Source organism: Nocardioides sp., from assembly GCF_035576065.1.
In the GTDB taxonomy this organism is placed as follows: domain Bacteria; phylum Actinomycetota; class Actinomycetes; order Propionibacteriales; family Nocardioidaceae; genus Nocardioides.
The window spans coordinates 12,831-34,074 of sequence record NZ_DATLWX010000050.1 but is presented as its reverse complement, the minus strand read 5'-3'; the positions used below and the strand labels follow the sequence as shown (position 1 = coordinate 34,074).

Annotated in this window: 22 protein-coding genes; 6 read left to right on the top strand and 16 right to left on the bottom strand. The window is 69.8% G+C overall.

The features are described 5' to 3' along the window. From VNJ48_RS22430 to VNJ48_RS22420, 3 genes are all read right to left on the bottom strand, one after another. A partial coding sequence (locus tag VNJ48_RS22430; protein ID WP_325606018.1) for a calcium-binding protein occupies positions 1-643 on the bottom strand: 643 nt, incomplete at its 3' end. 119 nt (positions 644-762) lie between these two features. Beyond that, a complete protein-coding gene (locus tag VNJ48_RS22425) occupies positions 763-2,016 on the bottom strand; it encodes a hypothetical protein (protein WP_325606017.1) in 1,254 nt (417 codons plus the stop codon). Between the two features lie 15 nt (positions 2,017-2,031). Then, positions 2,032-2,760, bottom strand: a complete 729-nt coding sequence (locus tag VNJ48_RS22420; protein ID WP_325606016.1) for an SAF domain-containing protein — start codon at positions 2,758-2,760, stop codon at positions 2,032-2,034. A gap of 130 nt (positions 2,761-2,890) precedes the next feature. Here VNJ48_RS22420 and VNJ48_RS22415 point away from each other — a divergent pair, with 130 nt between their 5' ends. Continuing rightward, positions 2,891-3,139, top strand: a complete 249-nt coding sequence (locus VNJ48_RS22415) for a helix-turn-helix domain-containing protein (RefSeq protein ID WP_325606015.1) — start codon at positions 2,891-2,893, stop codon at positions 3,137-3,139. A 3-nt stretch (positions 3,140-3,142) separates the two neighbouring features. On the opposite strand, the gene VNJ48_RS22410 is transcribed toward VNJ48_RS22415, so the two are convergent. The 3 genes from VNJ48_RS22410 to sigE are packed head-to-tail and all read right to left on the bottom strand — an operon-like array spanning position 3,143 to position 5,804. Beyond that, positions 3,143-4,636: a S1C family serine protease gene (locus VNJ48_RS22410; RefSeq protein WP_325606014.1), complete on the bottom strand. Its 1,494-nt coding sequence runs from the start codon at positions 4,634-4,636 to the stop codon at positions 3,143-3,145. Then, entirely contained in the window at positions 4,633-5,205 is a 573-nt protein-coding gene (locus VNJ48_RS22405; protein WP_325606013.1) for a hypothetical protein, read from the bottom strand. The genes VNJ48_RS22410 and VNJ48_RS22405 overlap by 4 nt, the downstream gene beginning before the upstream one ends. After that, positions 5,202-5,804: an RNA polymerase sigma factor SigE gene (sigE, locus tag VNJ48_RS22400; RefSeq protein ID WP_414689978.1), complete on the bottom strand. Its 603-nt coding sequence runs from the start codon at positions 5,802-5,804 to the stop codon at positions 5,202-5,204. Before sigE ends, VNJ48_RS22405 begins: the two co-directional genes overlap by 4 nt. A 228-nt stretch (positions 5,805-6,032) precedes the next feature. Between sigE and VNJ48_RS22395 the strand changes: the two genes are divergently transcribed. Further along, positions 6,033-6,671: an O-methyltransferase gene (locus VNJ48_RS22395; protein WP_414689979.1), complete on the top strand. Its 639-nt coding sequence runs from the start codon at positions 6,033-6,035 to the stop codon at positions 6,669-6,671. A gap of 123 nt (positions 6,672-6,794) precedes the next feature. Here VNJ48_RS22395 and VNJ48_RS22390 read toward each other — a convergent pair whose 3' ends face one another. The 3 genes from VNJ48_RS22390 to VNJ48_RS22380 are packed head-to-tail and all read right to left on the bottom strand — an operon-like array spanning position 6,795 to position 8,835. Continuing rightward, positions 6,795-7,133 carry a hypothetical protein gene (locus VNJ48_RS22390; protein WP_325606011.1) on the bottom strand — a complete coding sequence of 113 codons (339 nt, stop codon included), beginning with the start codon at positions 7,131-7,133 and terminating at the stop codon, positions 6,795-6,797. Next, positions 7,133-8,665 (bottom strand): leucyl aminopeptidase family protein, encoded by a 1,533-nt coding sequence (locus VNJ48_RS22385; protein WP_325606010.1) that lies wholly within the window; start codon positions 8,663-8,665, stop codon positions 7,133-7,135. Before VNJ48_RS22385 ends, VNJ48_RS22390 begins: the two co-directional genes overlap by 1 nt. 2 nt (positions 8,666-8,667) lie before the next feature. Beyond that, positions 8,668-8,835 (bottom strand): DUF3117 domain-containing protein, encoded by a 168-nt coding sequence (locus VNJ48_RS22380; RefSeq protein ID WP_325606009.1) that lies wholly within the window; start codon positions 8,833-8,835, stop codon positions 8,668-8,670. Between the two features lie 265 nt (positions 8,836-9,100). On the opposite strand from VNJ48_RS22380, the gene VNJ48_RS22375 reads away from it, so the two are divergent. Then, positions 9,101-9,937 carry an enoyl-CoA hydratase/isomerase family protein gene (locus tag VNJ48_RS22375; RefSeq protein WP_325606008.1) on the top strand — a complete coding sequence of 279 codons (837 nt, stop codon included), beginning with the start codon at positions 9,101-9,103 and terminating at the stop codon, positions 9,935-9,937. Positions 9,938-9,988: 51 nt separating this feature from the next. Here VNJ48_RS22375 and VNJ48_RS22370 read toward each other — a convergent pair whose 3' ends face one another. The 5 genes from VNJ48_RS22370 to dapE are packed head-to-tail and all read right to left on the bottom strand — an operon-like array spanning position 9,989 to position 13,339. Further along, positions 9,989-10,801 (bottom strand): M14 family zinc carboxypeptidase, encoded by an 813-nt coding sequence (locus VNJ48_RS22370; protein ID WP_325606007.1) that lies wholly within the window; start codon positions 10,799-10,801, stop codon positions 9,989-9,991. After that, complete coding sequence (locus VNJ48_RS22365) at positions 10,798-11,220, bottom strand: hypothetical protein (RefSeq protein WP_325606006.1); 423 nt, start codon at positions 11,218-11,220, stop codon at positions 10,798-10,800. Before VNJ48_RS22365 ends, VNJ48_RS22370 begins: the two co-directional genes overlap by 4 nt. Before the next feature lie 16 nt (positions 11,221-11,236). Further along, positions 11,237-11,539 carry a DivIVA domain-containing protein gene (locus VNJ48_RS22360; RefSeq protein ID WP_325606005.1) on the bottom strand — a complete coding sequence of 101 codons (303 nt, stop codon included), beginning with the start codon at positions 11,537-11,539 and terminating at the stop codon, positions 11,237-11,239. Positions 11,540-11,543: 4 nt separating this feature from the next. Further along, entirely contained in the window at positions 11,544-12,254 is a 711-nt protein-coding gene (locus VNJ48_RS22355; protein WP_325606004.1) for a TIGR00730 family Rossman fold protein, read from the bottom strand. Continuing rightward, entirely contained in the window at positions 12,251-13,339 is a 1,089-nt protein-coding gene (dapE, locus tag VNJ48_RS22350) for a succinyl-diaminopimelate desuccinylase (protein ID WP_414689977.1), read from the bottom strand. The genes VNJ48_RS22355 and dapE overlap by 4 nt, the downstream gene beginning before the upstream one ends. 117 nt (positions 13,340-13,456) lie before the next feature. On the opposite strand from dapE, the gene VNJ48_RS22345 reads away from it, so the two are divergent. The 3 genes from VNJ48_RS22345 to VNJ48_RS22335 all read left to right on the top strand — a co-directional run bounded on the left by VNJ48_RS22345 (position 13,457) and on the right by VNJ48_RS22335 (position 17,009). Beyond that, positions 13,457-14,299, top strand: a complete 843-nt coding sequence (locus VNJ48_RS22345) for a hypothetical protein (protein ID WP_325606002.1) — start codon at positions 13,457-13,459, stop codon at positions 14,297-14,299. A 357-nt stretch (positions 14,300-14,656) separates the two neighbouring features. Continuing rightward, on the top strand, positions 14,657-14,893 hold the full coding sequence (locus VNJ48_RS22340) for a hypothetical protein (RefSeq protein ID WP_325606001.1): 237 nt from the start codon (positions 14,657-14,659) through the stop codon (positions 14,891-14,893). 181 nt (positions 14,894-15,074) lie between these two features. Next, positions 15,075-17,009 carry a PKD domain-containing protein gene (locus VNJ48_RS22335; RefSeq protein ID WP_325606000.1) on the top strand — a complete coding sequence of 645 codons (1,935 nt, stop codon included), beginning with the start codon at positions 15,075-15,077 and terminating at the stop codon, positions 17,007-17,009. A 149-nt stretch (positions 17,010-17,158) separates the two neighbouring features. Here the strand turns inward: VNJ48_RS22335 and VNJ48_RS22330 are convergent, their stop codons facing one another. Both VNJ48_RS22330 and ileS read right to left on the bottom strand, forming a co-directional pair. Continuing rightward, positions 17,159-17,587 carry a nuclear transport factor 2 family protein gene (locus tag VNJ48_RS22330; RefSeq protein ID WP_325605999.1) on the bottom strand — a complete coding sequence of 143 codons (429 nt, stop codon included), beginning with the start codon at positions 17,585-17,587 and terminating at the stop codon, positions 17,159-17,161. A gap of 217 nt (positions 17,588-17,804) precedes the next feature. Next, entirely contained in the window at positions 17,805-21,041 is a 3,237-nt protein-coding gene (gene ileS / locus VNJ48_RS22325) for an isoleucine--tRNA ligase (protein WP_325605998.1), read from the bottom strand. Positions 21,042-21,244 lie beyond the last annotated feature (203 nt).

Genomic DNA, 21,244 nt, shown 5'->3' with positions numbered 1-21,244 from the left:
CGTCGTCGCCCGAGGCGCCGGCGATGGCGTCGTCACCGAGGCCACCGTCGATGCTGTCGTTGTCGCCGTTGCCGTCGAGGTCGTCGTTGCCGTCGCCACCGACCACCGTGTCGTCACCCGTGCCGGCATCGACCGTGTCATTGTCGGGTCCCGCGTCGATCGTGTCGTTGCCCTCGGCGCCGAGGATCGTGTCGAAGCCGGAGCCGCCGACCAGTGTGTCGTTGCCGCCCTGGCCCTGGATGGAGTCGTTGCCCTCGCCACCATCGAGGAAGTCGAGACCGACCGCACCGAGCAGCTTGTCGTTGCCGATGCCGCCGGCGATCTGGTCGTCGCCCGGGCCGCCAGCGAGCGCGTCGTCCCCGGTGCCGCCCACCATGGTGTCGTTGCCCGGCCCTCCCTGCACCGAGTCAGCACCCGAGCCCCCGTCGACCTTGTCGTTGCCGGTGCCGGCGATGACTGTGTCCTTGCCGCCCTTGCTCTTGATCTTGTCGTTGCCCCCGAGCGAGACGATCCGGTCGGCGCCCCCGCTGCCGTTGATCCTGTCGTTGCTGTTCGTCGCACCCGCGTAGGCCGCGAGGACTGGGAACGAGAGGGCCATGGCCAGGACGGAGGGTGCGATGAAGCGCGCGCGCGATCGACTCACAAGGATCCTTCGGGGGACGTGTCAGACAGCCGGGGGGGCTGACACCAGTGAACCCGATTTGTGGATCTCTTGTGGCACTAACGTGGATATCCATCGAACGTCCTAGCGCCGTTGTGGTCTCAGCGTCGCAACATGCCCCGGCGCGCTCCTCGTCGCCGAGCAGGCTCCTTGCTGGCCGACGCCGGGAAGACTGCATCGACGACCCCACCCAGAGCACGCACGAGGGCCGTCTCGCCGCCCTCGAACAACGACGCGCCCACGACGAGGGCGCGGTCTGCGGCGGTCTGGTCATCGGGCAGGAAGTGCAGGCCGGACACGCGCGCGAAGCCCTCGACCATCCCCGCGATCTCGCGCTCCGACCAACCCAAGGTGGAGCGCATCCGGTTGACCACGACGCGGACGGGAACGCCGCCGGTCGCCTCTCGCAGGTCGACCAGTCCGCGGGCCAGCCGCGAGAGGCCCACAGGGTCGGCCGCACCCACCACGACGATCTCGTCTGCCATCCCCAGGGACGTCAGGGTCATGGCGTTGCGGGACGGGCGGGCAGCGAAGTCCCCCGCGGGGTCGTCCTCGAGGCTGAAGCCGGTGTCGATGACGACGTCGCCCACGGCCCGCGCCTCGTTGAGCACCGACTCCAGGTGTGTCGGGCGCACCTCGATCCACCGGTCTGCCCGCGGCAGGCCGGTGATCACCGTCAGCCCGTCCCCGACCGCGCGAGCGGTGGAGCCGAAGCGCTCGGCAAGCTGGCCGGCCCCGGCCAACCGAGCAGCAGACAGCAACCCGGACACCTCGTCGAGGATGCCCAGCTGCTGCGCGACACCGCCGCCGTAGGGGTCAGCGTCGACAAGGACCGCTGGGCTGCCGCGCCGCGCGAGCTCGGAGGCCAGGGACACGGCAACGGTGGTGCGGCCCGGGGCGCCACCAGGACCCCACACGGCAACGATCCGCCGGCCACCGGCGCCTCCGTCGTGAGCGGGCGGCTCGGGGTCGTGTCCGTCACGCACCTGTGTGTCGGCCACGTCCTCGACTTCTGTGACCACCTCGGCCAACGGCTCCAGGTCGTCGCAGGCCACCAGCGCCGCGATCCCGAGGCGTGCAGCGCGAGCACGGACGTCGAGGTCGTCGACGGCCGCCGTCGAGACTGCGACCGGACGGACGGCGTAGCGCCTCAGATGGGTGACCGCCGACGGATCGAGCCCCGGAGCGTCGAGTCCGACGACCGCCACGTCGGCCTGACCACTCGTCGCCGTGGCGAGCAGGTCGTCGACGTCGACACAGCGCTTGAGGACGACGACACCATCGGTCCCTGTCAGCCGGGCGAAGGCGTCCGACTCCCAACCAGCCCCGGAGGCCATCATGAGCACGCAGATCATCGTTCTGCCCTTGCCTCAACCGCGGACGAGCACGCGCACGCGCTGGTCCTCGCTGGCACCCAGGATCTCGGCGAGCGCCCCGGATTCCGACTCCGGTATCCCCAGCACCAGTTGTCGGCCCCGGCTGACGCTGCCGAGGGAGTCGGCAGCCGACGGGGCATCGATGACGACCACGTCGGAGAGGACCGTGGTCGGCTCGGAGGTCTGTGTCAGGTCGGCGCCACGCGTGTCGTCCGGGGCGCCGCTGTTGGAGACACCGTTGGAGGCAGTGTCCTCGGAGGCACCGTCCTCGGGGATGACCAACAGCTCGATCACCGAACCGGTGCCGATGTTGGTGGGGATCAGCTCGGGCGGAAAGGCCAACGACACGATCACGGTGTCAGCTGCGTCCCCGGAGCCGAGCGCCCCGGCGGGAACGAGCTCTCCGGCACCGAGGCCGCGGACGACCCGGAGGTCCTCGGGCAGCGGCTCGGAGGTGCGGAGGTATCGCTCGAGATCAGCGGCGTCACTGAAGCGCACCGGCCGCGAGGTCAGGTCCTGCGCCCGGAGGGTGTCGCCCGGTGCCAGGTCGCGAGTCGCTGCCCACACGGTGACGGAGTCGTCGGCCGAGCCCAGGACGCGCGCCCCGGCGATCACCGAGGCCGCAACGATCACCACCCCGATCCACAACCTCGGGTCTCGCCAGCCGGGCGGCTGGGCGCGGGTGGCGGTGGGCACGTCGGTAGCAGCTGTGATCCGAGACACCGGGACATCATGGACCGCCGACCCCGTGGCTCACGAGGGGTTGTCCACAGGTGCGAGAAAGGTCAACCGTTCTGCACAGGCCGGCGGAGCGGCGTACCGCCCCCGACACCACCAGTGGCACCATGTCGCCATGGCCCCCACCGCTCGCTTCCTCACGCTGGCCGACGTGGCAGAAGTGCTCAACACGTCGAGCGCACAGGTCTACGCACTCGTGAGGCGCGGCGACCTGCCCGCCATCAAGATCGGCGGCCGTGGCCAGTGGCGGGTGGAGGCAACGGAGCTGGAGAAGTACATCGAGCGGATGTACGACGAGACCAAGACCTTCGTCTCTGCCCACCCGTTCGTGGAGAGCGACACCGGCCGCGGCGACGAGGCCTGACTCTCAGCCGACCTCGCCGTCCAGAGTGATCTCGATCGACTTCTTTGCGCCGTCTCGCATGATCGTGAACTCGATGGTGTCGCCCGGCTGATGGGTGCGGATGGCCACGATCAGGGCGATCCCGTCGGCGACGAGCTTGCCCTCGACCTCGGTCACCACGTCGTCCTTGCGCAGGCCGGCCGCTTCGGCCGGAGAGCCTTCGTTGACCTCGTCGATGTTCGCCCCGCTGGAGCCTGGCCCGCCCGTCTGCACCTTGGCGCCGATCACCGGATAGCGGGCCTCGCCCGTCCTCAGGATCTGGTCGGCTGTGATCCGGACCTGCTCCATCGGGATGGCAAACCCGACCCCGATGTTGCCCGAACTGCCACCGCCCAGCCCGCCGCCTCCGGCGGTCGCGATGGCGGAGTTCACGCCGACGACCTCGCCCGCGAGGTTGACGAGCGGCCCGCCCGAGTTGCCGGGGTTGATCGCCGCGTCGGTCTGCACCGCGTTGATGTAGGAGGCAATGTTCTCCGCGTCGCCCGTGGTGACCGGCCGGTCCATGGCGCTCACGATCCCCGACGTCACCGTCTGGCTGAGGCCCAGCGGAGACCCGAACGCGATCACCGGGTCACCGACGCGCAGGACGGAGGAGGAGCCCAGGGCGGCCGGCTGCAGTCCCGCGGGGTCGTCGACCAGCAGGATGGCCAGGTCGTAGACGGTGCTGCGTCCCACGACGGTGGCATCGTGACGCACGCCCAGGCTGTCGACGACCTTGATCGGGCCGTCGTCCTCGGCCGCCGCGGCGACGACGTGGTTGTTGGTGACGACGTGACCCTCACGGTCGAGGACGAAGCCGGACCCGGTGGCACCCTCGTCCTCACCCTCGAAGGCCGCAAGGATCTGCACCGTGCTCGGCAGGAGCTCCTCGGCCACGGCCGCGATCGATCCGTTGTCGGCGTCGAGAGGAGCCGAGTTGCGCGTCTGCACCGACTCGAGCCCACCGTCAAACCTCGACGGGCCGTCGTCCAGCTGGTCGTAGCCAAGCGCTCCCAGGAAGCCGCCCGTCAGGCCAAGCAGCAGCGACAGCGCCGCCACCACGGGCCAGACCCAGCCGGGCACCCGTGCCTTGGCCGGCTGCTCCCGAGACACGGGCATCGGCGTGGTGGGTGCCGCGGAGTACGCCGATGGCATGGGTGCCGGACCGGGGCGCGGACCCCACGGCGACGGCTGCGCCGGGACGGGCGAGACCGGGCCCGCGTGCAGTCCGGGTTGCGGGCTGGGCTGGGCGCCGGCGTGCAGTCCGGGCTGGGCGCCTGAATCGGGGTGCTCGTGCCCGATGGGCCGGTCGTCGGGCCCTCGGGACGGAGGACGATCCGCAGCGGCGGGATGCGACTGGGACGGCGAGGTCCAGCTCGGACCCGAGATCGGCTGCGTGGGCTCGTCGTCCTCGCGGTGCAGGTCGGGACCGCTGGAGTCGGGCTCGGGGGTGCTCGGGCCGTATTTGTCGTCGCTCACGGAGTCATTCTGACCGGTGACCCCTGAGACTCCATCTCCATGTAGGCAGCGATCCTGGTCAGCGGGGTGTCACTCGTGTCCTGGACGCGCGGAGCCACGCTGCGCGACGGCAGCTCGGTCAGGCGGTCATAGAGGCCCGGGTTGGAGCTGGGCGTCGGCCGCGAGAGGTCGCTGGGGACTCGACGGTCGAGCTGGGGGGTGCCTGCCGCGCCGAGCGCAAGGACCCCGACCACGGCGGCACCAGCGGCGCCACCGCCGATCGCGACGAGCGATCGGTGACGAGAGCGGGCGCCGGTCGAGGCGGCTGCGAAGTGTGCCGCGACCAGTGACGTCTGGCCGGCAGGCAGCGTGCACGATGCCAGGAGCGAGTCCTTGAGCCGGTCCGGCGCCCCGCAGTCGGCGCGGTCGGCAAAGGAGAGGCCAGCCAACCGGGTCTTGATCCAGCCCTCACGCTCGACCAGGTCGCGGCACGGGTGGCAGTCATGGACGTGCGCCCACGCACGCTCTTCCTCGTCGGGCGGCAGTCGGCCGTCGAGCAGCGCACTGACACGCGACCCGAGGTGCATCATGACCCTGTCCTGGCGGCCCGAGGGGATTCGGCCTCGATGCTCGGGCCGGCGTAACGCTCGCGACCCTCGGTCGGAGCTCGGTGCACCAGAGCGCGTCTGAGCATCGCGCGTCCGCGATGGATGCGGGAGCGGACGGTGCCGAGCTTGGCGTCGAGGATGTCCGCGATCTCCTCGTAGGTCAGGCCCTCGACGTCGCACAGCACGACGGCGGCCCTGAAGTCGGGAGGAAGAGTCGCCAGGGCTCGTTCGATGTCGTCATCGAAGCGCTGGTCGGCGTAGGCCAGCTCGGGTGCGACATCGGCGCTCTCCAGACGGGCTGCCCGCTCGTCGGAGAGGGCATCGAACCGGATCCGTTGCTTGCGGCGGGCCCCGTCGAGGAAGAGGTTGGTCGTGATGCGATGCAGCCAGCCCTCGAAGGTGCCCGGAGTGTAGGTGTCCAGCGAACGGAACACCCGGACGAAGACCTCCTGTGTGAGGTCCTCGGCGTCCGGACGGTTGCCCGTGAGGCGGTAGGCCAGACGGAACACGCGATCGGAGTGGTGCTCGACGATCTCGTCCCACGTGGGGACCCCGACCACTGCTTCGCGTGCGTCGCTCACGGGTGCCTCCTGGCGTTGAAGCTGTTGACCGAACAAGGTCCTGACCTCCTCAAGCTATGCGCCGGGTCTGAGAAGACGCTGTGAACCCGTCGTGCTCAACACAACGGCCGGACGGACTTGAGTGTTCCCGTCCACGCCGAGCAGGAGCGATAGAGTCGGCGCCAGACCAACCCGCCGGCATCGCGCACCCGCGTCACCTGTCTCCAGGAGGACATCATCACCACCCCGATCAAGCCCGCGAGCTGGACCTACGCCGAGCAGTTCGTTGCGGAGGACGACGTCCTCGCCGCGGCGCGTGCCCGAGCAGAGGAGGTCGGAGTCTCCCCGATCGGCGCGGGCGGTGGGGCAGCCCTCCGCTTCCTGGCCTCGGTGCTGGATGCCCGTGCCGTGGTCGAGATCGGCACCGGCACCGGTGTCTCGGGCCTGTGGCTGCTCCGGGGCATGCGGTCGGACGGAGTCCTGACCACCGTCGACATCGAGGCGGAGCACCAACGCCTCGCCAAGGAGACGTTCAGCGATGCAGGCATCCCCGGCAACCGTGCGCGCACCATCGCCGGCGCCGGCCTGGACGTCCTGCCGCGCCTCACCGACGGTCACTACGACCTGGTTTTCTGCGACGGTGACAAGCGGGAGTACGCCGCCTACCTCGCCGAAGCAGTGCGGTTGCTGCGTCCCGGCGGCGTGGTGGCCTTCGACAACGCGTTGTGGCACGACCGGGTGGCCGACCCCGCCCAGCGCGACGACGAGACGACTGCGATCCGTGAGCTCGGCAGGACGATCGCCGAGAACGAGGCCCTCGTGTCCGTCCTGCTGCCGGTCGGGGACGGGCTGCTCCTCGCCAAGAAGGTCTGGAAGCCCGAGGCCTGACGCAAGACGGTCTGCGAGCCGACTGTTCACCATGGGATGTCGGTCAACGAGCACCTACCACGGTCAATTGACCCCGGGAAGTGCCCATTCAGCGACATCCCATGGTGGGGCGACAGGGCAGAGTCAGGCGCGGGGTGCGGCGGTGAAGCCGTCCCAGCCCTCGGCGATGGCGACAATGTCGCACGCCTCGATCAGGATCGGCGACGAACCGATGATCTTCGAGCCGGGCGACTCAGCGGCAGTCAGCTCGAAGGCCGACTGGAACTCGGCGCGTGCCTCGTCGGTGGCGAAGACGTAGCAGCCCTCGAACCACTGGCCCGGCACCTGGCGCCACGTCTTGTACTGCAGGCCCGCCATCCCGGTGAACCGGGCGTGGGAGGTGTCTGCGACGTACGCCGCAAGCTCCTGCTCGACGCCGTCCTCGGCATCGACGAGCGACCACCGCACGGTCAAGCCCTTCATCACACGATCCCTTCCAGTGGGGAATCGGAGCCGAGCCAGGCCAGCAGCAGTCGCGGACCGAAACCGGTCGGACCCTTGGTCCACTCGTAGCGCTCGTCCGGCGCCTCGGCAATGGACGCGAAGTCGATGTGGGCCCACGGGACGTCGCCGGCGAAGTGCTGGAGGAACAGGGCTGCAGTGATCGCAGCCGCTCCTCCGGCGGCATTGTCGGCGTCGGCGACCTTGGAGCTGACCTTCTCCTCGTAGTCGCGGACGAGGGGCATCCGCCACAGGAGCTCGCCCGACGACGCGGACGCGTCGGCGAGCAGCCCGGCGAGGCCGTCGTTGTTGGCGAAGTAGCCGCCGGTCCCCTGTCCGAGCGCGACCTTCATGGCTCCGGTGAGGGTGGCGACGTCGACGAGGACGTCGGGGTCGAGCTCCGCGACGGCATATGCCATGGCGTCCGCCAGCACCAGACGGCCCTCGGCGTCGGTGTTGGTGACCTCGCTCGTGCGGCCGCCGTAGTGACGGATCACGTCGCCGGGGCGCATGGCACGGCCGCCGATGGCGTTTTCCGCAGCCGGGACGAGGCCGATCACCTTGACCGGGCAGTCGACGTCGCGCAGCGCAGCCATGGTGGCGAGCACGGCGGCCCCGCCGGACATGTCGCGCTTCATCGACAGCATGCCCTCGGGCGGCTTGATGTCGAGGCCACCGGTGTCGAAGGTGATCCCCTTGCCGACCAGCACGACGGTCGGTGTCTTCTTGGTCGAACCACGCGGTGTGTAGTCGAGACGGATCAGTCGTGGCGGGGTGGCGGAGGCGCGGCCGACGGCGAGCACGCCCTCGAAGCCTTCCCGAGCCAGTCGCGCCTCGTCCCAGATGGTCACGTCGAGACCGGCGGATGCCGCCAGCTCTTCGGCCTGCTCGGCGAGCCAGGCGGGGTTCTTCAAGTTGGACGGCACCGAGGCCAGCATGCGCGAACGCCAGCCGGCGCCGCCTGCAGCGAGCGCGCGCGCCAGCTCGTCGTCTGCGTCCTCGTCGGTCGTTCCGGCCAGCACGATCCGAGCCACCGGCGACTCTGCGGGACCTGTGGATCGCCAGTGGAAACCGAAGGAACCGAGCATCGCGCCGACCACGAAGGCACCCAGCGCCTCGCCGGAGGCGATCGAGGTGATCGACGACGCGACGCTGGCGCGGTCCTTGGTGGCACGCGCCACGGTGGCGCCGGCGCGGCGGAAGTCGGTGACGGACTGCTCTCCCAGTCCGACGAGCAGCAGGAGCTGGACGTCGTCGTGGACGACCGGGACGGTGATCGCCTCGCCGGTGCGACCGGTGGCCTTGTGCACCTCGAGGATCCCGAGCAGGTCCAGCCCGAGCAGGTCGCCCGCTTCGTCGGCGCCGGGACCGAGCGCCACTGAGCCGCCCTCGCCGTCGGCCGGGATCACGGGCAGCGCCCACACCTCGGCTCCGCCGATCTGGTGCGGCAGTGCCGGGCTGAGCGCGAACTCCGGTGGGGAGACCTGGACGGGGAGCTGGGAAGTCGTGGCCACGATCAGCCGACGACCTCCTTGAGCGCATCCCCGAGCGCCGCAGCCTCGTCGGCGTTGAGCTCGACCACGAGGCGGCCACCGCCTTCGAGCGGGACGCGCATGACGATGCCGCGACCTTCCTTGGTCACCTCGAGGGGTCCGTCACCCGTCCTGGGCTTCATGGCGGCCATGGGTGCACCTTCCTGATTCTCACTCCAGTGGCCCACTCGAGAGTGGCTCCACATGCGAAATCGAGGTGGCGTGGCCCCCTCGACGGCGTCGTACGACGTCCATTATCCCCCATGCCCGCAGTGATGCGGACCACAGGTCGCCTCGGCTCGTCTGTCTGCGCGTTTCGTGGGGCGTACGGCGCCTCCTGCCCGGGCACCGGGTCGGGCAACTGGTCGAGAACTGGTCGGGGGACAGGTCGCCCGTCCGGTCGGGCAGACTGCGGTCATGACCGACTCGACCAGCCAGCCGTCCGTCCCGTCCGTCGGTGACGGCGGGGAGCCCGTCCTGCTCGTGGTCGCCGACGGCGTCGCCACGATCACCCTGAACCGGCCGGAGGGGCTCAACAGCCTCGACATCGCCACCAAGGAGCTCCTGCGCGACATCGTGCAGGCCGTCGCCGGCGACGACGCCGTGCGGTGCGTCGTCCTGACGGGTTCGGGCCGCGGGTTCTGCGTCGGGCAGGACCTCAAGGAACACATCGAGCTGCTGCGCACCGGCGACAGCGACGCGCTGTTCACCACGGTCGAGCGGCACTACAACCCGATCGTGACCGCGTTGGCGACCATGCCCAAGCCGGTCATCGCGGCGGTCAACGGGGTCGCGGCCGGAGCCGGCGCCTCGCTCGCCCTGGCCTGTGACATGCGGGTGCTGGCCGACACCGCCGGCTTCAACTTCGCCTTCGCCGGCGTCGCCCTGTCCTGCGACACGGGAGCCAGCTACCACCTGCCCCGACTGGTCGGGCAGGCCAAGGCGCTGGAGCTGCTCTACTTCCCCAGCACGATCCCGGCCGAGGAGGCGCTCACGCTCGGACTGGCCAACCAGGTCGTCCCGTCGGCCGACCTCGAGGGGACCGTCAACACCCTGGCCGCGCGCCTGGCCGCGGGCCCGACCCTGGCCTTCGCCGCGATCCGGCGCTCGGTGGCCTACTCCTCCCAGCACTCCTTCGCCGACTCGCTGGCCAACGAGGGTCGGATGATGAACCTCACCGGTGCCACCGAGGACCACGCCACCGCCGTAGCCGCGTTCGTGGCGAAGGAGAAGCCGGTCTTCCACGGCCGCTGAGCGAGGCGGGCAGCTGACGTCATGAGGACTGCGCGTTCGGACGCGCAGTCCTCATGACGCTCCGGCGTTGCCGCGGCTGGCGCCGAGCACCCTGAGCAACTGGCGCGGCGCCTGGGCCGTCATCCGGTGCCGAGTCGGGTGTGCGGCGTACTCCACGGTGAGGGCGGAGCCCTCGAAGCGCGCGTTGAACCAACCCGTCATCGTCCCGTGGCAGACCCCACCGCAGTCCAGCCTGGTCTGCGGCAGCCTGAGTGCTCGAGCCAACCTCCGGGCGAACCGCGGGTCCTTCGTGTCGGTGTCGATGCCGTTGAGCGGCTGGTGGAAGCTGATCACCCGGACGGGGTCGATGCGTCGCAGGAAGCCCATCACGGCCCGCGTCTCCGGCTCACTCGCCGGACGCGGCCCGGACTCGTAGTTGCCGTCGAGGTCGACCCAGTCGTAGGGGTAGTTGCGGTTGAGGTCGACCCCCCGGGCATTGCGTCGGGAGTGTCGGGCGAGCCCGTCGGGGTTGTAGGTGGGGATCACCCACAGGTCGATTCCGCGGATGCGGGCGCCGTCGCGCAGGCTGGTGAGGATCTGGCGCGTGTGCGGCTCGTTGCCGTGCATCGTGGAGATCATGACGATGCGGCGCCGGCCCGGCTCCCCCAGTCGCCAGGCGCGGATCGGACGGCCCGCGACCGAGTGGCCGATGACGCGTCGCTCGACCACCGCGCGGGGTGGGCCTTCCTCGACGTACGCCGCCGTGCTGGTCAGCGCCGGCGGCGTACTGCGCAGCACAGGACTGCCCTGGACCGGACCGGCCAGCACGGGACCCGCCAGCATCGCGGCCGTCATCATCGCCAGCCGGGCGAGCAGCCGATTCATACGGTCGCCGTGACGTAGGCGTAGGTGAAGACGAACACGCCCCCAAGGAGCCCGACGTGGGCCAGGACGGACAGCCACGGACCCTTGCTCCATGAGTCGGTGGCTCCGGACCTGGCGTGCTTGCCGCGGGCGGGCAGCCACCGGGCGAGGATCAGCAGTCCGAAGAAGGTGGTGAGCCACCACAACCCCAGCGCGACGATGCCCGTGCCGAGGCTGCCGGGGACCGTCTCCACCGGGAAGGCCAGGAAGGCCACCCAGGACACCCAGGCCGCGGTGCCGGCCAGGGTGTGCGCCAGCAGCAGTCGATGACTGATCTGGACCCGGCCGGCCGTCGTGTCTCCACCGAGGCGGAGTCGGGTCAGGACGACCACCACCGCCGCCAGGGCAGTGAGGACATAGACGAGCACTTCGGGGAACATTGGCGCCGAGTGTGCCTCAGTCGGGCTCGGTGACGCCATGTGGTGCCTGGTCGCAGGCCTGGTCGCGGGCCTGGTCGCGGGCTTCGTCGAGCTGGCCGGCCAGGCGCGCCAGCAAGGTGTCGACCTCGCTCATCCGGTAGCCGCGGAAGGCGAGGGAGAAACGGACCCGGCGCAGGTCGTCACCGACGAGGGGTCCCGCCGGCACGCGGACGTCGGGGCGGTCGTCGAACTCCTCGGGCAGGGCCCCGGCACGGCCCGAGGCCACGATCGCGACGCCGCCCATGGCGAGGACGACCAGGATGGCGAACAACCACATCATGGCCTCACTCCGGCCGCTCGGCGGCAGGTGTCTTGATACGGCCCTGGCGAGCCTTGACCATGAGCTCCACAGCCAGCTCGACGTCATCGGTGACGGTGAACATGTCGAGGTCCGCGGCGGTGATCTTGCCCTCCTGGAGGACGGTGTCGCGCAGCCAGCCGACGAGGCCCTGCCAGTAGGCGCTGCCGAGCAGCACCACGGGGAACGAGGTCACCTTCTGGGTCTGGACGAGCGTGAGCGCCTCGAAGAGCTCGTCCAAGGTGCCGAGGCCGCCCGGCAGCACGACGAAGCCCTGGCTGTACTTGACGAACATGGTCTTGCGAGCGAAGAAATAACGGAAGTTGATGCCCTTGTCGACCCACTGGTTGAGCCCGGTCTCGAAGGGCAGCTCGATGCCGAGCCCGACGCTGAGCCCGCCCGCTTCGTTGGCCCCCTTGTTGGCTGCCTCCATTGCCCCTGGTCCACCGCCCGTGATCACGGCGAAGCCCTCCTCGGCGAGCCGTCGTCCGACCTGCTCGGCCTGGGCGTATTCCGGGTGGCCCGCCGGGGTCCGAGCCGAACCGAACACGCCGATGGCGGGGCCGATCGCAGCCAGTGCACCGAAGCCCTCGACGAACTCGGACTGGATGCGCAGCACGCGCCACATGTCTGTGTGGGTGTCCAGTTGGCCGCGGTCGAGCAATCGCTCGTCGGCGGTCGTGCCTTCGTCCCTCATGCCAGCCACTCCTTGAGGACCCGCTCGCAGCGGGTGATGTGTTCCATCGGCACGTGCTCGTCCTGCTTGTGGGCGAACATCGGGTCGCCGGGGCCGAAGTTGACGGCTGGTACGCCGAGGGCGGTGAACCTGGCGACGTCGGTCCAGCCGAACTTCGGCGCCACCTCGCCACCCACGGTCTCGACGAATGCCTTCGCGGCGGGTCGGTCGAGCCCGGGCAGGGCACCCACGGCCATGTCGGTGACCGTGACGTCGTACCCCTCGAAGAAGTCGCGGACGAACGCCTCCGCGTCTGCTGCGTCGCGGTCGGGTGCGAAGCGGAAGTTGACCTGGACGACGCACTCGTCGGGGATCACGTTGCCGGCGACGCCCCCGCTGATCCCGGTGGCGTTGAGCCCTTCGTGATAGGTCAGGCCGTCGATCACGGGCTGGCGCGCGACGTAATCGTTGAGCCTGGTCAGGATCGGCGCCGCCTTGTGGATGGCGTTGACACCCTTCCAGCTGCGCGCCGAGTGCGAGCGCTCCCCCGTCGTGCGCACGTCAGCACGCATGGTGCCCTGACAGCCGGCCTCGACGCTCGCGTTGCTGGGCTCCATCAGGATCGCGAAGTCGGCCGTCATCAGCTCCGGGTCGCTCTCGGCGAGCAGGCGCAGGCCGTTGTGGACCGAGTCCACCTCTTCGGCCTCGTAGAAGATGAAGGTGATGTCGCGGTTGGGCTCGGGCACGTCGGCGGCGAGCTTGAGCATCACCGCGTCGCCACCCTTCATGTCGCAGGTGCCGAGGCCGTGCAGGATCCCGCCGTCTTCCGTGTCCTCGCGCCGGGCGGGGAGGTTGTCGTTGAGCGGGACCGTGTCGAGGTGACCGGCGATCAGCACGCGCTCACCCCGGCCGAGGTCCGTCCTCGCCACCACGGTGTGCCCGCGCCGGGTGATCGTGAGGTGTGGCAGGACGCTGAGCGCCTGCTCGACGGCGTCGGCGATCGCGGCCTCGTTGTGGGAGACGGACTCGATGTTGACGAGCTGTTCGGTCAGGGTCACGGCGTCGCTCGCGAGGTCCAGAGTCAGGTCAAGGCTCATGGCACTCATCCAACCATTCGCCGTACAGGGCAAGGTCGTGGGCGGTCGCCGTCAACTGATGACTGGAACCGCCCAGGACCTCGAGTCGGCGGCCGGGGTACGGCGCGGTCTGCCACCATGCGTCGCATGGCTCGCTTTCGCACCGTGGAGACCTACCCACAGACCGGGTTCCCCGACCGCATGTGGGGCGGCCATCCCCAGCAGCCAGGGGATCCAGCAACCGACGCCTTCCTCCGGGCGGCGCGTCCCGTCGTCGCCCTCTACACCGAGGCCTTGGAGCAGGTCCACGTCGACGGGCCCCGCAGCTCGCTCTGGATCTCCGTGACCGCAGGGCTCGACCCGACCGACGTCCGGCTCACGTTGTGGAAACAGGAGCCCGACGACGGCCCGGAGCGGGCGTTCGTCACGCTCCCCTCGTCGATCCAGGAGATGGACGCCGCCGGACGCGCCGCATTGGCCCTCGAGGTCGTCCATGCCGGTGTGCGCGCCCTGGCGGGGGTGCGGGGATGGGACCCTGACGCCTTCGACGGGTGCCATGAGCACGTCGTGAAGCACGACTTCGTCTATTCGTGGGCCGGTCCGTGGAAGACCAGCCCGGACCGCCGCCATCAAGCTCGGGCCACCTACCGGATGGCCGACCCCGACGGATTCGGCCGGGTGTGCCTGGAGCTGCGCAGACGCGGCGAGCAGCAGACCTTGGCCGTCACTCCCCCTGCGCTCTCCGGGTGCACGACCAAGGGACTGCGCAGCAGCGCTGCGACCCTGCGCTGGTCGGACGCCGCCGACGTCGCGCTCATCCCTTTGATGGGCCACGGACCCAAGGTCCAAGGCATGCTGATGGCCAGCATCGAGCACACCGGCGAGGTCGTCTTCGACGTGCGCGACGACGTCACCACGCGTACGCCCGAGGTCGAGACCCCGATGGGTGTCGACGTGCCCGTACCCACCGTGGTGGTGTCGCTGGGCTGAGCGTCCAGCCTTGATGACCTCCACAGCCAGACCATGCGTCGGCAGTTCGGGGGTACGGCGCACTGCGTCGCGCTCAGCGGGGGCAGCGCGGTCGCGAACTGCCGACGTTGGAGCCGACGACCGGATCGTCGGACGCGCGGACCGAAGTGGAATGATGCCCCGACGAACCGCTCGGGATCGGCCGGAAGACAGGAACCACCCATGCGCTACAACCCGCCGCCGAACTGGCCGACACCTCCGGCTGGTTGGCAGCCCGGGCCCGGGTGGCAGCCAGACCCGGCCTGGGGTCCGCCGCCTACTGGGTGGGAGCTGTGGAGCAAACCGAACCAGCGCCCGCCGGGTAGACGACGTACCACCGTGGTCATCTCGCTGGTGGCCGCGCTGGTCGGGGCGACCCTTTTCGGCATCGCTTTTGGCGGAGACGCGGTCGCCTACAACATCGGCCAAGCCACAGTGCCGTTCCTGCTCACGGGGTTGGTCGTCGGGTTCGTGTGGAGCGATCTCCCCCGCCTGCCGGTGTGGCTCGTGCCCCTGCCGACCCTGCTGGTCGGATCGTTCGCGGCCGTGTTCTTCAGCTTGGTGGGCAGCCGCTGACAGCTGAACAGGTGTCCCGCGTTCGGTCGCCAGCGAGAACTCGCCCTCCTGGAGCACCAGCCCGGAGATCGAGCCCGGTGACGCGGCAACGTCTCTTCCTGTCCACCGGTCTGGACCACCACTTGCGCTTCGAGTCTCCTGCTGCGGCAATAGCCGTCAGCCACCCCAGGGGGAACACGTCATGGCCCGGCGCTCACGTCTCGCAACCCTGATCCTGCTCGTCCTCACCGCCACGATCCTCACCGTGCCACCCGCAGCGGCCGCGCCGACCTGGTTGGCGCCCACCAACATCTCCGACTTCGGTGGCGCAGCCTTCGCGCCCGAGGTGGTGGTCGATGCCGCCGGCAGGGCCACTGCCGTCTGGTCCCGGAGCGACGGCTCCAACTCACGCGTCGAGACCAGCACCCGCCCTCCCGGTGGCGTCTGGTCCGCCCCGTTCACGATCTCACCGGCGGGCCAGGACGCGATCCGGCCGCAGATCGCCGCCAATCCAGAGGGCACCGTCGCCATCGTGTGGCACCAGTCGGACGGGGTGACCGACCGGATCCAGGCCCAGATCCGGCTCGCCAGTGGACTCATCGCCATGCCCGTCACCTTGGCGTCTGCTGCTCAGGATGATGTGGGCGATCGTCAGGTGGCCGTCGACGCGGAAGGCAACGCCACCGCCGTCTGGAACAAGCTCATCGGTGGCAGCCGCCTCGCACAGGCCAGCACGCGTTCCGCAGGAAGTGGCTGGTCAGCGGCCACGATCCTCTCCGAGGCCGGCCAGAGCGTCCGTGACCTCCACGTCGATGCCAGTCCGTCCGGAGTCGGTGTCACGGCCGTCTGGGCACGCTTCGACGGCACCCACCGCATCCAGGCCAGCACCCGTTCAACCAACGGCTCCTGGCCGATCGCCATGACCATCTCGCCCGCCGGGGCGGAGTCGCGTGCTCCGGAGGTCACGGTCGACGCAGACGGCGACGTCACCGCCGTCTGGCGGCAGCTGGAGGGGGCGCACTACCGCGTCCAGGCCAGGACCAGACGTGACGGACTGAACTGGTTGGCCGCGGCCGTGCCGCTGTCCGAGGCCGGCCAGTCGGCCACGGACCCGCATGTCGCCTATGACGCGGCCGGCAACCTCACTGCCATCTGGTCGCGATCAGACGGCAGCAACGAACGCATCCAGGCCAGCACCCGTCCGGCCGCGGCTGGCTGGAAGGTGATCCCGGACACCCTGTCGGTCGCCGGAAGCGACGCCCGTACGCCGCAGCTCGCCGCCGACGCCAACGGCACCACCACCGCAGTGTGGGTCCGCGATCACGGCACCTGGGACCGCGTCGAAGCCAGCTCCCGACCCCTTGATTCCAACTGGTCCAACGCCACGGTGCTCTCGGCCAACGGTCGCAACGGCCAGGTCCCGCAGATCGCTGTCGACCCCGCCGGGAACAGCATCGCGGTCTGGCTTCGCTTCGACGGCTTCTTCGACCGGGTCCAGGCTGTCGGACTGGATGCGGCCGGCCCCACCGTCGCATCGCTGGCCGTCCCGCTGACCGGGACGGCCGGACAGACCGTCACGATGTCGGTCAGCGCCTCGGACTCGTGGTCCGAGATCGCCGACATCGGCTGGACCTTCGGTGACGGCGCCAACGGCAGCGGGAGTTCGGTGAGCCACGCCTACGCCGCAGCCGGCACCTACGAGGTGACCGTGACGCTCACCGATGCGGTGGGCAACGCCACCACGCGAACGGCCACGATCACCATCGCAGCGGCGCCCGCTCCACCGGCCCCGCCGACCGTGCCCCCAGCGGTGGTCCCACCCATCGGCGTAGCGCCGGCGATCACTGGGTTCAGGCTCGAGCCGGCCAGGATCCGTGCCGTCGGCTCCGACAGCGCGGCGAAGCGGAAGACGAAGGCGACGGTCGTCCTGACCGCCCCCGCCAAGGTGACGTTCACCGTCAAGATGAAGGGCGCGCGCAAGCCTGTCGCCAAGCTCGTGAGGACCCTGGGCGCCGGCAAGAACACCTTCAGGCTGACCGCCAAGATCGGCAAGAAGAAGCTGAAGCCCGGCCGCTACGTCGTCAGGGCGAGCACCGGCCAGAGCACGAAGAAGGCCAAGCTGAAGGTGGTCCGGTAGCGGCGGAACGCACGGGCGCGGAGCCACTCTCGACGCCGTCGGCGCAGCGCTACCGAACAGTCAGGGGGTTGCCAGAGCGTCAGACCCCGTGACTGTTCGGTAGCAGCACTGGATCAGCGCCCGCGACCCTGGCGGACGGCGCCGGCAGCTCAGGCGCGGGTCACCTCGACGCCGATGGTCGGCGCTTCGGCGTACGACACGGTCGTGGCCAGCGTGCGCTCGAGGTGCCAGGTCTTGGCCACGATGCGGAAGGAGTCGCGGTCCCGAACGAACGAGAGGTGGTCGACGAAGACCTCGTCGAGCACGCGGAGGCGTACGTGCACCGTGGCGCAGTCCGGGGAGAGCCAGAGCACGGAGACGACTTCCTCCTCGCGCGCCTGGCCAGCGGACGCGGGCGAGGGCCGGGTGGCGACGTCCTGACGCCAAGAGGCGAGCGGGTCGACACAGACCTCCCCGCCGTCGACGTCGAACAGGGACGCCGCGGGATGGAAGACCTCGTCAAGCAGGTCTGTGTCGCACGCATGCAGCGCGCGGAAGTACTTGTCGACGGCGGCGAGAAGAAGCTGATCACTGGACATGACAGGAGTCTCGACTCGGCGCCGTCACCGCGACAGTGGCAGGACGGCAGGCTTCCGACGATTTCCTGCCAACCACCCCTGGCGCCACCCCGCCCCAGCCAGATCGTCGGACGTCCACCGGGACGTCCGACGCTGTGGTTCCCACAACGACCGGGTCGTCGGACGTCCGGCGTGTGTCCGACGCAGCGGTTGTCCGACGATGGGATCGGAAGCCCTCTCAGGCGCGGGCCACCTCGACGCCGATGGCCGGCGCTTCGGCGTACGACACGGTCGTGGCGAGCGTCTCCTGGGCGAGCAGCGTCTCGTGCGTCCTGGCGGCCTCGAGTGTCGAAGGCGGCCCGGAGACCGTCAACGCGATGCGGTCGCTGACGTCGAGACCTGCCTCGCGCCGGGCCTGCTGCACCGAGCGGACCAGGTCGCGTGCCACGCCCTCTGCCTCCAGCTCGGGGGTGAGCGCGGTGTCGAGCACGACGAAGCCACCACCCGGGAGCACGCCGGTGGCCGTGTCAGCGCCTGTGTCGGCAGCCACGGTCTCCAGCGAGAACTCGCCGTCGGTGAGCACCAGCCCGCCGGCGGTGAGGGTCCCGTCCTCCGCGAGCGACCAGTCCCCCGACTTCGAGCCCTTGATCGCGAGCTGCACGTCCTTGCCGAGGCGTGGACCGGCCGCACGTGCGTTGACGGTGAGACGCTGCTCGACGCCGTACGCGTGCGCCTCGTCCGTGTCGACGTCGAGGAGCCGGACGTCCTTGACGTTGAGCTCGTCGGCGACGATCGAGGTGAAGGGCGCCAGCCGCTCGGGGTCGGCCACGACGACGGTGAGCGACGCCAGCGGGAGCCGGTTGCGCAGGTTCGCGCCCTTGCGCAGCGCGGAGCCTGCGGAGCAGACGTCGCGGATGGAGTCCATCGCCGCGACGAGGGTGGGGTCGGCAGGCAGCTCGTCGGCGAGCGGCCAGTCGGTCAGGTGCACCGACCTCCCGCCGGTCAGGCCGCGCCATACCTCCTCGGTGACGAGTGGCATCAGCGGTGCCGTGACACGGCAGACCGTCTCCAGCACCGTGAAGAGGGTGTCGAAGGCGTCGGTCGAGTCGCTGTTCCAGAAGCGCTCGCGTGACCGGCGGATGTACCAGTTCGTCAGCGCGTCGAGGAACGAGCGCGTCGAGTCGCAGGCGCCGGCGACCTCGTAGTTGTCGAGCTGGTCGGTCATCGTCTCGACGTAGTCGCGCAGCTTCGCGAGGACGTAGCGGTCCATCGGGTGGGCGCTGGTGGTGCTCCGCACTGCGTCGTACGACACGCCGTCCTTCTGTGCAGCGTTGGCGTAGAGGCTGAAGAAGTACCAGCTGTTCCAGAGCGGGATCAACACCTGCCGCACCGAGTCGCGGATGCCCTGCTCGGTGACGATCAGGTTGCCGCCGCGCAGGATCGGCGAGCTCATCAGGAACCAGCGCATCGCGTCGGCGCCGTCGCGGTCGAAGACCTCGCGCACGTCGGGGTAGTTGCGCAGCGACTTGCTCATCTTCTGCCCGTCGCTGCCGAGCACGATGCCGTGGCTCACGCAGGTCGAGAAGGCGGGCTTGTCGAAGATCGCGCCGGCCAGGACGTGCATCGTGTAGAACCAGCCGCGGGTCTGACCGATGTATTCGACGATGAAGTCGCCGGGGAAGTGCCCCTCGAACCAGTCGGCGTTCTCGAACGGGTAGTGCACCTGGGCGAAGCTCATCGACCCCGAGTCGAACCACACGTCGAGCACGTCATCGACGCGACGCATCGTGGACTGGCCCTCCTCGGGCGAGCGGGGGTCGTCCGGATTGGGCCTGGTCAGCTCGTCGACGAACGGACGGTGCAGGTCGGGGGTGCCGGAGGGATCGCTCGGGTCGACCGGAAGCCGGCCGAAGTCGCGCTCGATCTCCTCGAAGGAGCCGTAGACGTCGAGACGCGGGTAGGCCTCGTCGTCGGACTTCCACACCGGCACCGGCGAGCCCCAGAAGCGGTTGCGGGTGATCGACCAGTCGCGGGCGTTCTCGAGCCACTTGCCGAAGGACCCGTGCTGGATGTGGTCGGGCACCCAGCGGATGTCCTCGTTGAGCTCGAGCAGCCTCTCCTTGACCGCGGTGACCTCGACGAACCACGACGAGACGCCCTTGTAGATGAGGGGCTCACGGCAGCGCCAGCAGTGCGGGTAGGAGTGGTCGTAGGTCTCGCGGCGCAGCAGGACGGTGCCGGGCGTGACCGCTCCCCCGGGCTCGCCGAGGGTGGCCGCCTTGAGGTGGTCGATGATGTGCGGGTTGGCGTCGAAGACCAGCATCCGGGCGTACTCATCGACAGGTGCCGTGAACCGGCCGTCCTTGCCGACGGGCATGACCGCCTCGATGCCCTCGCGGTCGGTGACGACCTTGTCGTCCTCACCGAAGGCGCCGGCGGTGTGCACCAGCCCCGTGCCGTCGGTGGTCGTGACGAACTCGGCAGGCACGAGGCGGAAGGCGCGCTCGTGGCCGGCGTAGTAGGAGAACGGCGGGGCATACTCCAGGCCGACCAGGTCGGCACCCGTGTGGTGCGAGACGACCGTCGGCTCGTCGTGGTCGGGGAAGAGCTCGCGCTTGTACGACGCCAGGCGAGCCTCGGCGATCAGGTAGCGCTCGGCCGCGCCGGTGGGCGACGCGGACTCCACCACGACGTAGTCGATGTCTTCCCCGACCATGACGGCCAAGTTGGAGGGCAGCGTCCACGGAGTCGTGGTCCAGACGAGCACCTTGACGTGGTGGAGGTCCCCAGGGGTGGTGACGTCGTAGCCGACCGTGACCGCCGGGTCCTGCCGCATCTTGTAGACGTCGTCGTCCATCCGCAGCTCGTGGTTGGACAGCGGCGTCTCGTCGTTCCAGCAATAGGGCAGGACGCGGAAGCCCTCGTAGATCAGACCCTTGTCGTGGAGCTGCTTGAAGGCCCACATGACCGACTCCATGAACTCCGGGTTCATGGTCTTGTAGTCGTTCTCGAAGTCGACCCAGCGTGCCTGCCGGGTGACGTAGTCACGCCACTCGCCGGTGTACTTCAGCACGGACTCGCGGCACGCAGCGTTGAACTTCTCCACGCCGAGCTCGTGGATCTCGTCGGTGGTCTTCAGGCCGAGCTGGCGCATCGCCTCGAGCTCGGCCGGCAGGCCGTGGGTGTCCCAGCCGAAGCGGCGCTCGACGCGCTTGCCTCGCATGGTCTGGTAGCGCGGGATCAGGTCCTTGACGTAGCCGGTGAGCAGGTGGCCGTAGTGCGGCAGGCCGTTGGCGAAGGGTGGGCCGTCGTAGAAGACGAACTCCCCGTCGGTCTCGGCGTCACGCTGGTCGATGCTGGCCTGGAAGGTGCCGTCGGCGTCCCAGAAGGCCAGCACGGCCTCCTCGATCGCCGGGAAGTTCGGCGCGCTGGTGACCGTGGTCGAAGAGATGTGGGAGACCTTGGGGTAGGTCATCGTGGGACTCCTGCGGGGCGTCGTTCTCACTCGGGCTGTTGGCCACGAGGACGACGGATGCCGCGGTACCACCTCGCTTGCGCCGCCTCTGGGGCGGTGCCGCTCGTTGTTGGCTGTGACGGGCCACCCGTCCGGTTCTAGTGGGTCCGCCGCCGGCGCGCGGGGACTGTTCTTCCGGAAGGCTCGCCGCTGATGACGGCTCG

Excerpts from the sequence above, each read along its gene's own strand:
- VNJ48_RS22355 (WP_325606004.1), bottom strand. The coding sequence starts at position 12,254 with ATGAGGGACGAAGGCACGACCGCCGACGAGCGATTGCTCGACCGCGGC.
- VNJ48_RS22365 (WP_325606006.1), bottom strand. The coding sequence starts at position 11,220 with ATGTTCCCCGAAGTGCTCGTCTATGTCCTCACTGCCCTGGCGGCGGTG.
- VNJ48_RS22360 (WP_325606005.1), bottom strand. The coding sequence starts at position 11,539 with ATGATGTGGTTGTTCGCCATCCTGGTCGTCCTCGCCATGGGCGGCGTC.
- VNJ48_RS22380 (WP_325606009.1), bottom strand. The coding sequence starts at position 8,835 with ATGGCCGCCATGAAGCCCAGGACGGGTGACGGACCCCTCGAGGTGACC.
- dapE (WP_414689977.1), bottom strand. The coding sequence starts at position 13,339 with ATGAGTGCCATGAGCCTTGACCTGACTCTGGACCTCGCGAGCGACGCC.
- VNJ48_RS22405 (WP_325606013.1), bottom strand. The coding sequence starts at position 5,205 with ATGATGCACCTCGGGTCGCGTGTCAGTGCGCTGCTCGACGGCCGACTG.
- VNJ48_RS22345 (WP_325606002.1), top strand. The coding sequence starts at position 13,457 with ATGGCTCGCTTTCGCACCGTGGAGACCTACCCACAGACCGGGTTCCCC.
- VNJ48_RS22415 (WP_325606015.1), top strand. The coding sequence starts at position 2,891 with ATGGCCCCCACCGCTCGCTTCCTCACGCTGGCCGACGTGGCAGAAGTG.
- VNJ48_RS22330 (WP_325605999.1), bottom strand. The coding sequence starts at position 17,587 with ATGTCCAGTGATCAGCTTCTTCTCGCCGCCGTCGACAAGTACTTCCGC.
- VNJ48_RS22375 (WP_325606008.1), top strand. The coding sequence starts at position 9,101 with ATGACCGACTCGACCAGCCAGCCGTCCGTCCCGTCCGTCGGTGACGGC.
- VNJ48_RS22335 (WP_325606000.1), top strand. The coding sequence starts at position 15,075 with ATGGCCCGGCGCTCACGTCTCGCAACCCTGATCCTGCTCGTCCTCACC.
- ileS (WP_325605998.1), bottom strand. The coding sequence starts at position 21,041 with ATGACCTACCCCAAGGTCTCCCACATCTCTTCGACCACGGTCACCAGC.
- VNJ48_RS22425 (WP_325606017.1), bottom strand. The coding sequence starts at position 2,016 with ATGATCTGCGTGCTCATGATGGCCTCCGGGGCTGGTTGGGAGTCGGAC.
- VNJ48_RS22390 (WP_325606011.1), bottom strand. The coding sequence starts at position 7,133 with ATGAAGGGCTTGACCGTGCGGTGGTCGCTCGTCGATGCCGAGGACGGC.
- VNJ48_RS22370 (WP_325606007.1), bottom strand. The coding sequence starts at position 10,801 with ATGAATCGGCTGCTCGCCCGGCTGGCGATGATGACGGCCGCGATGCTG.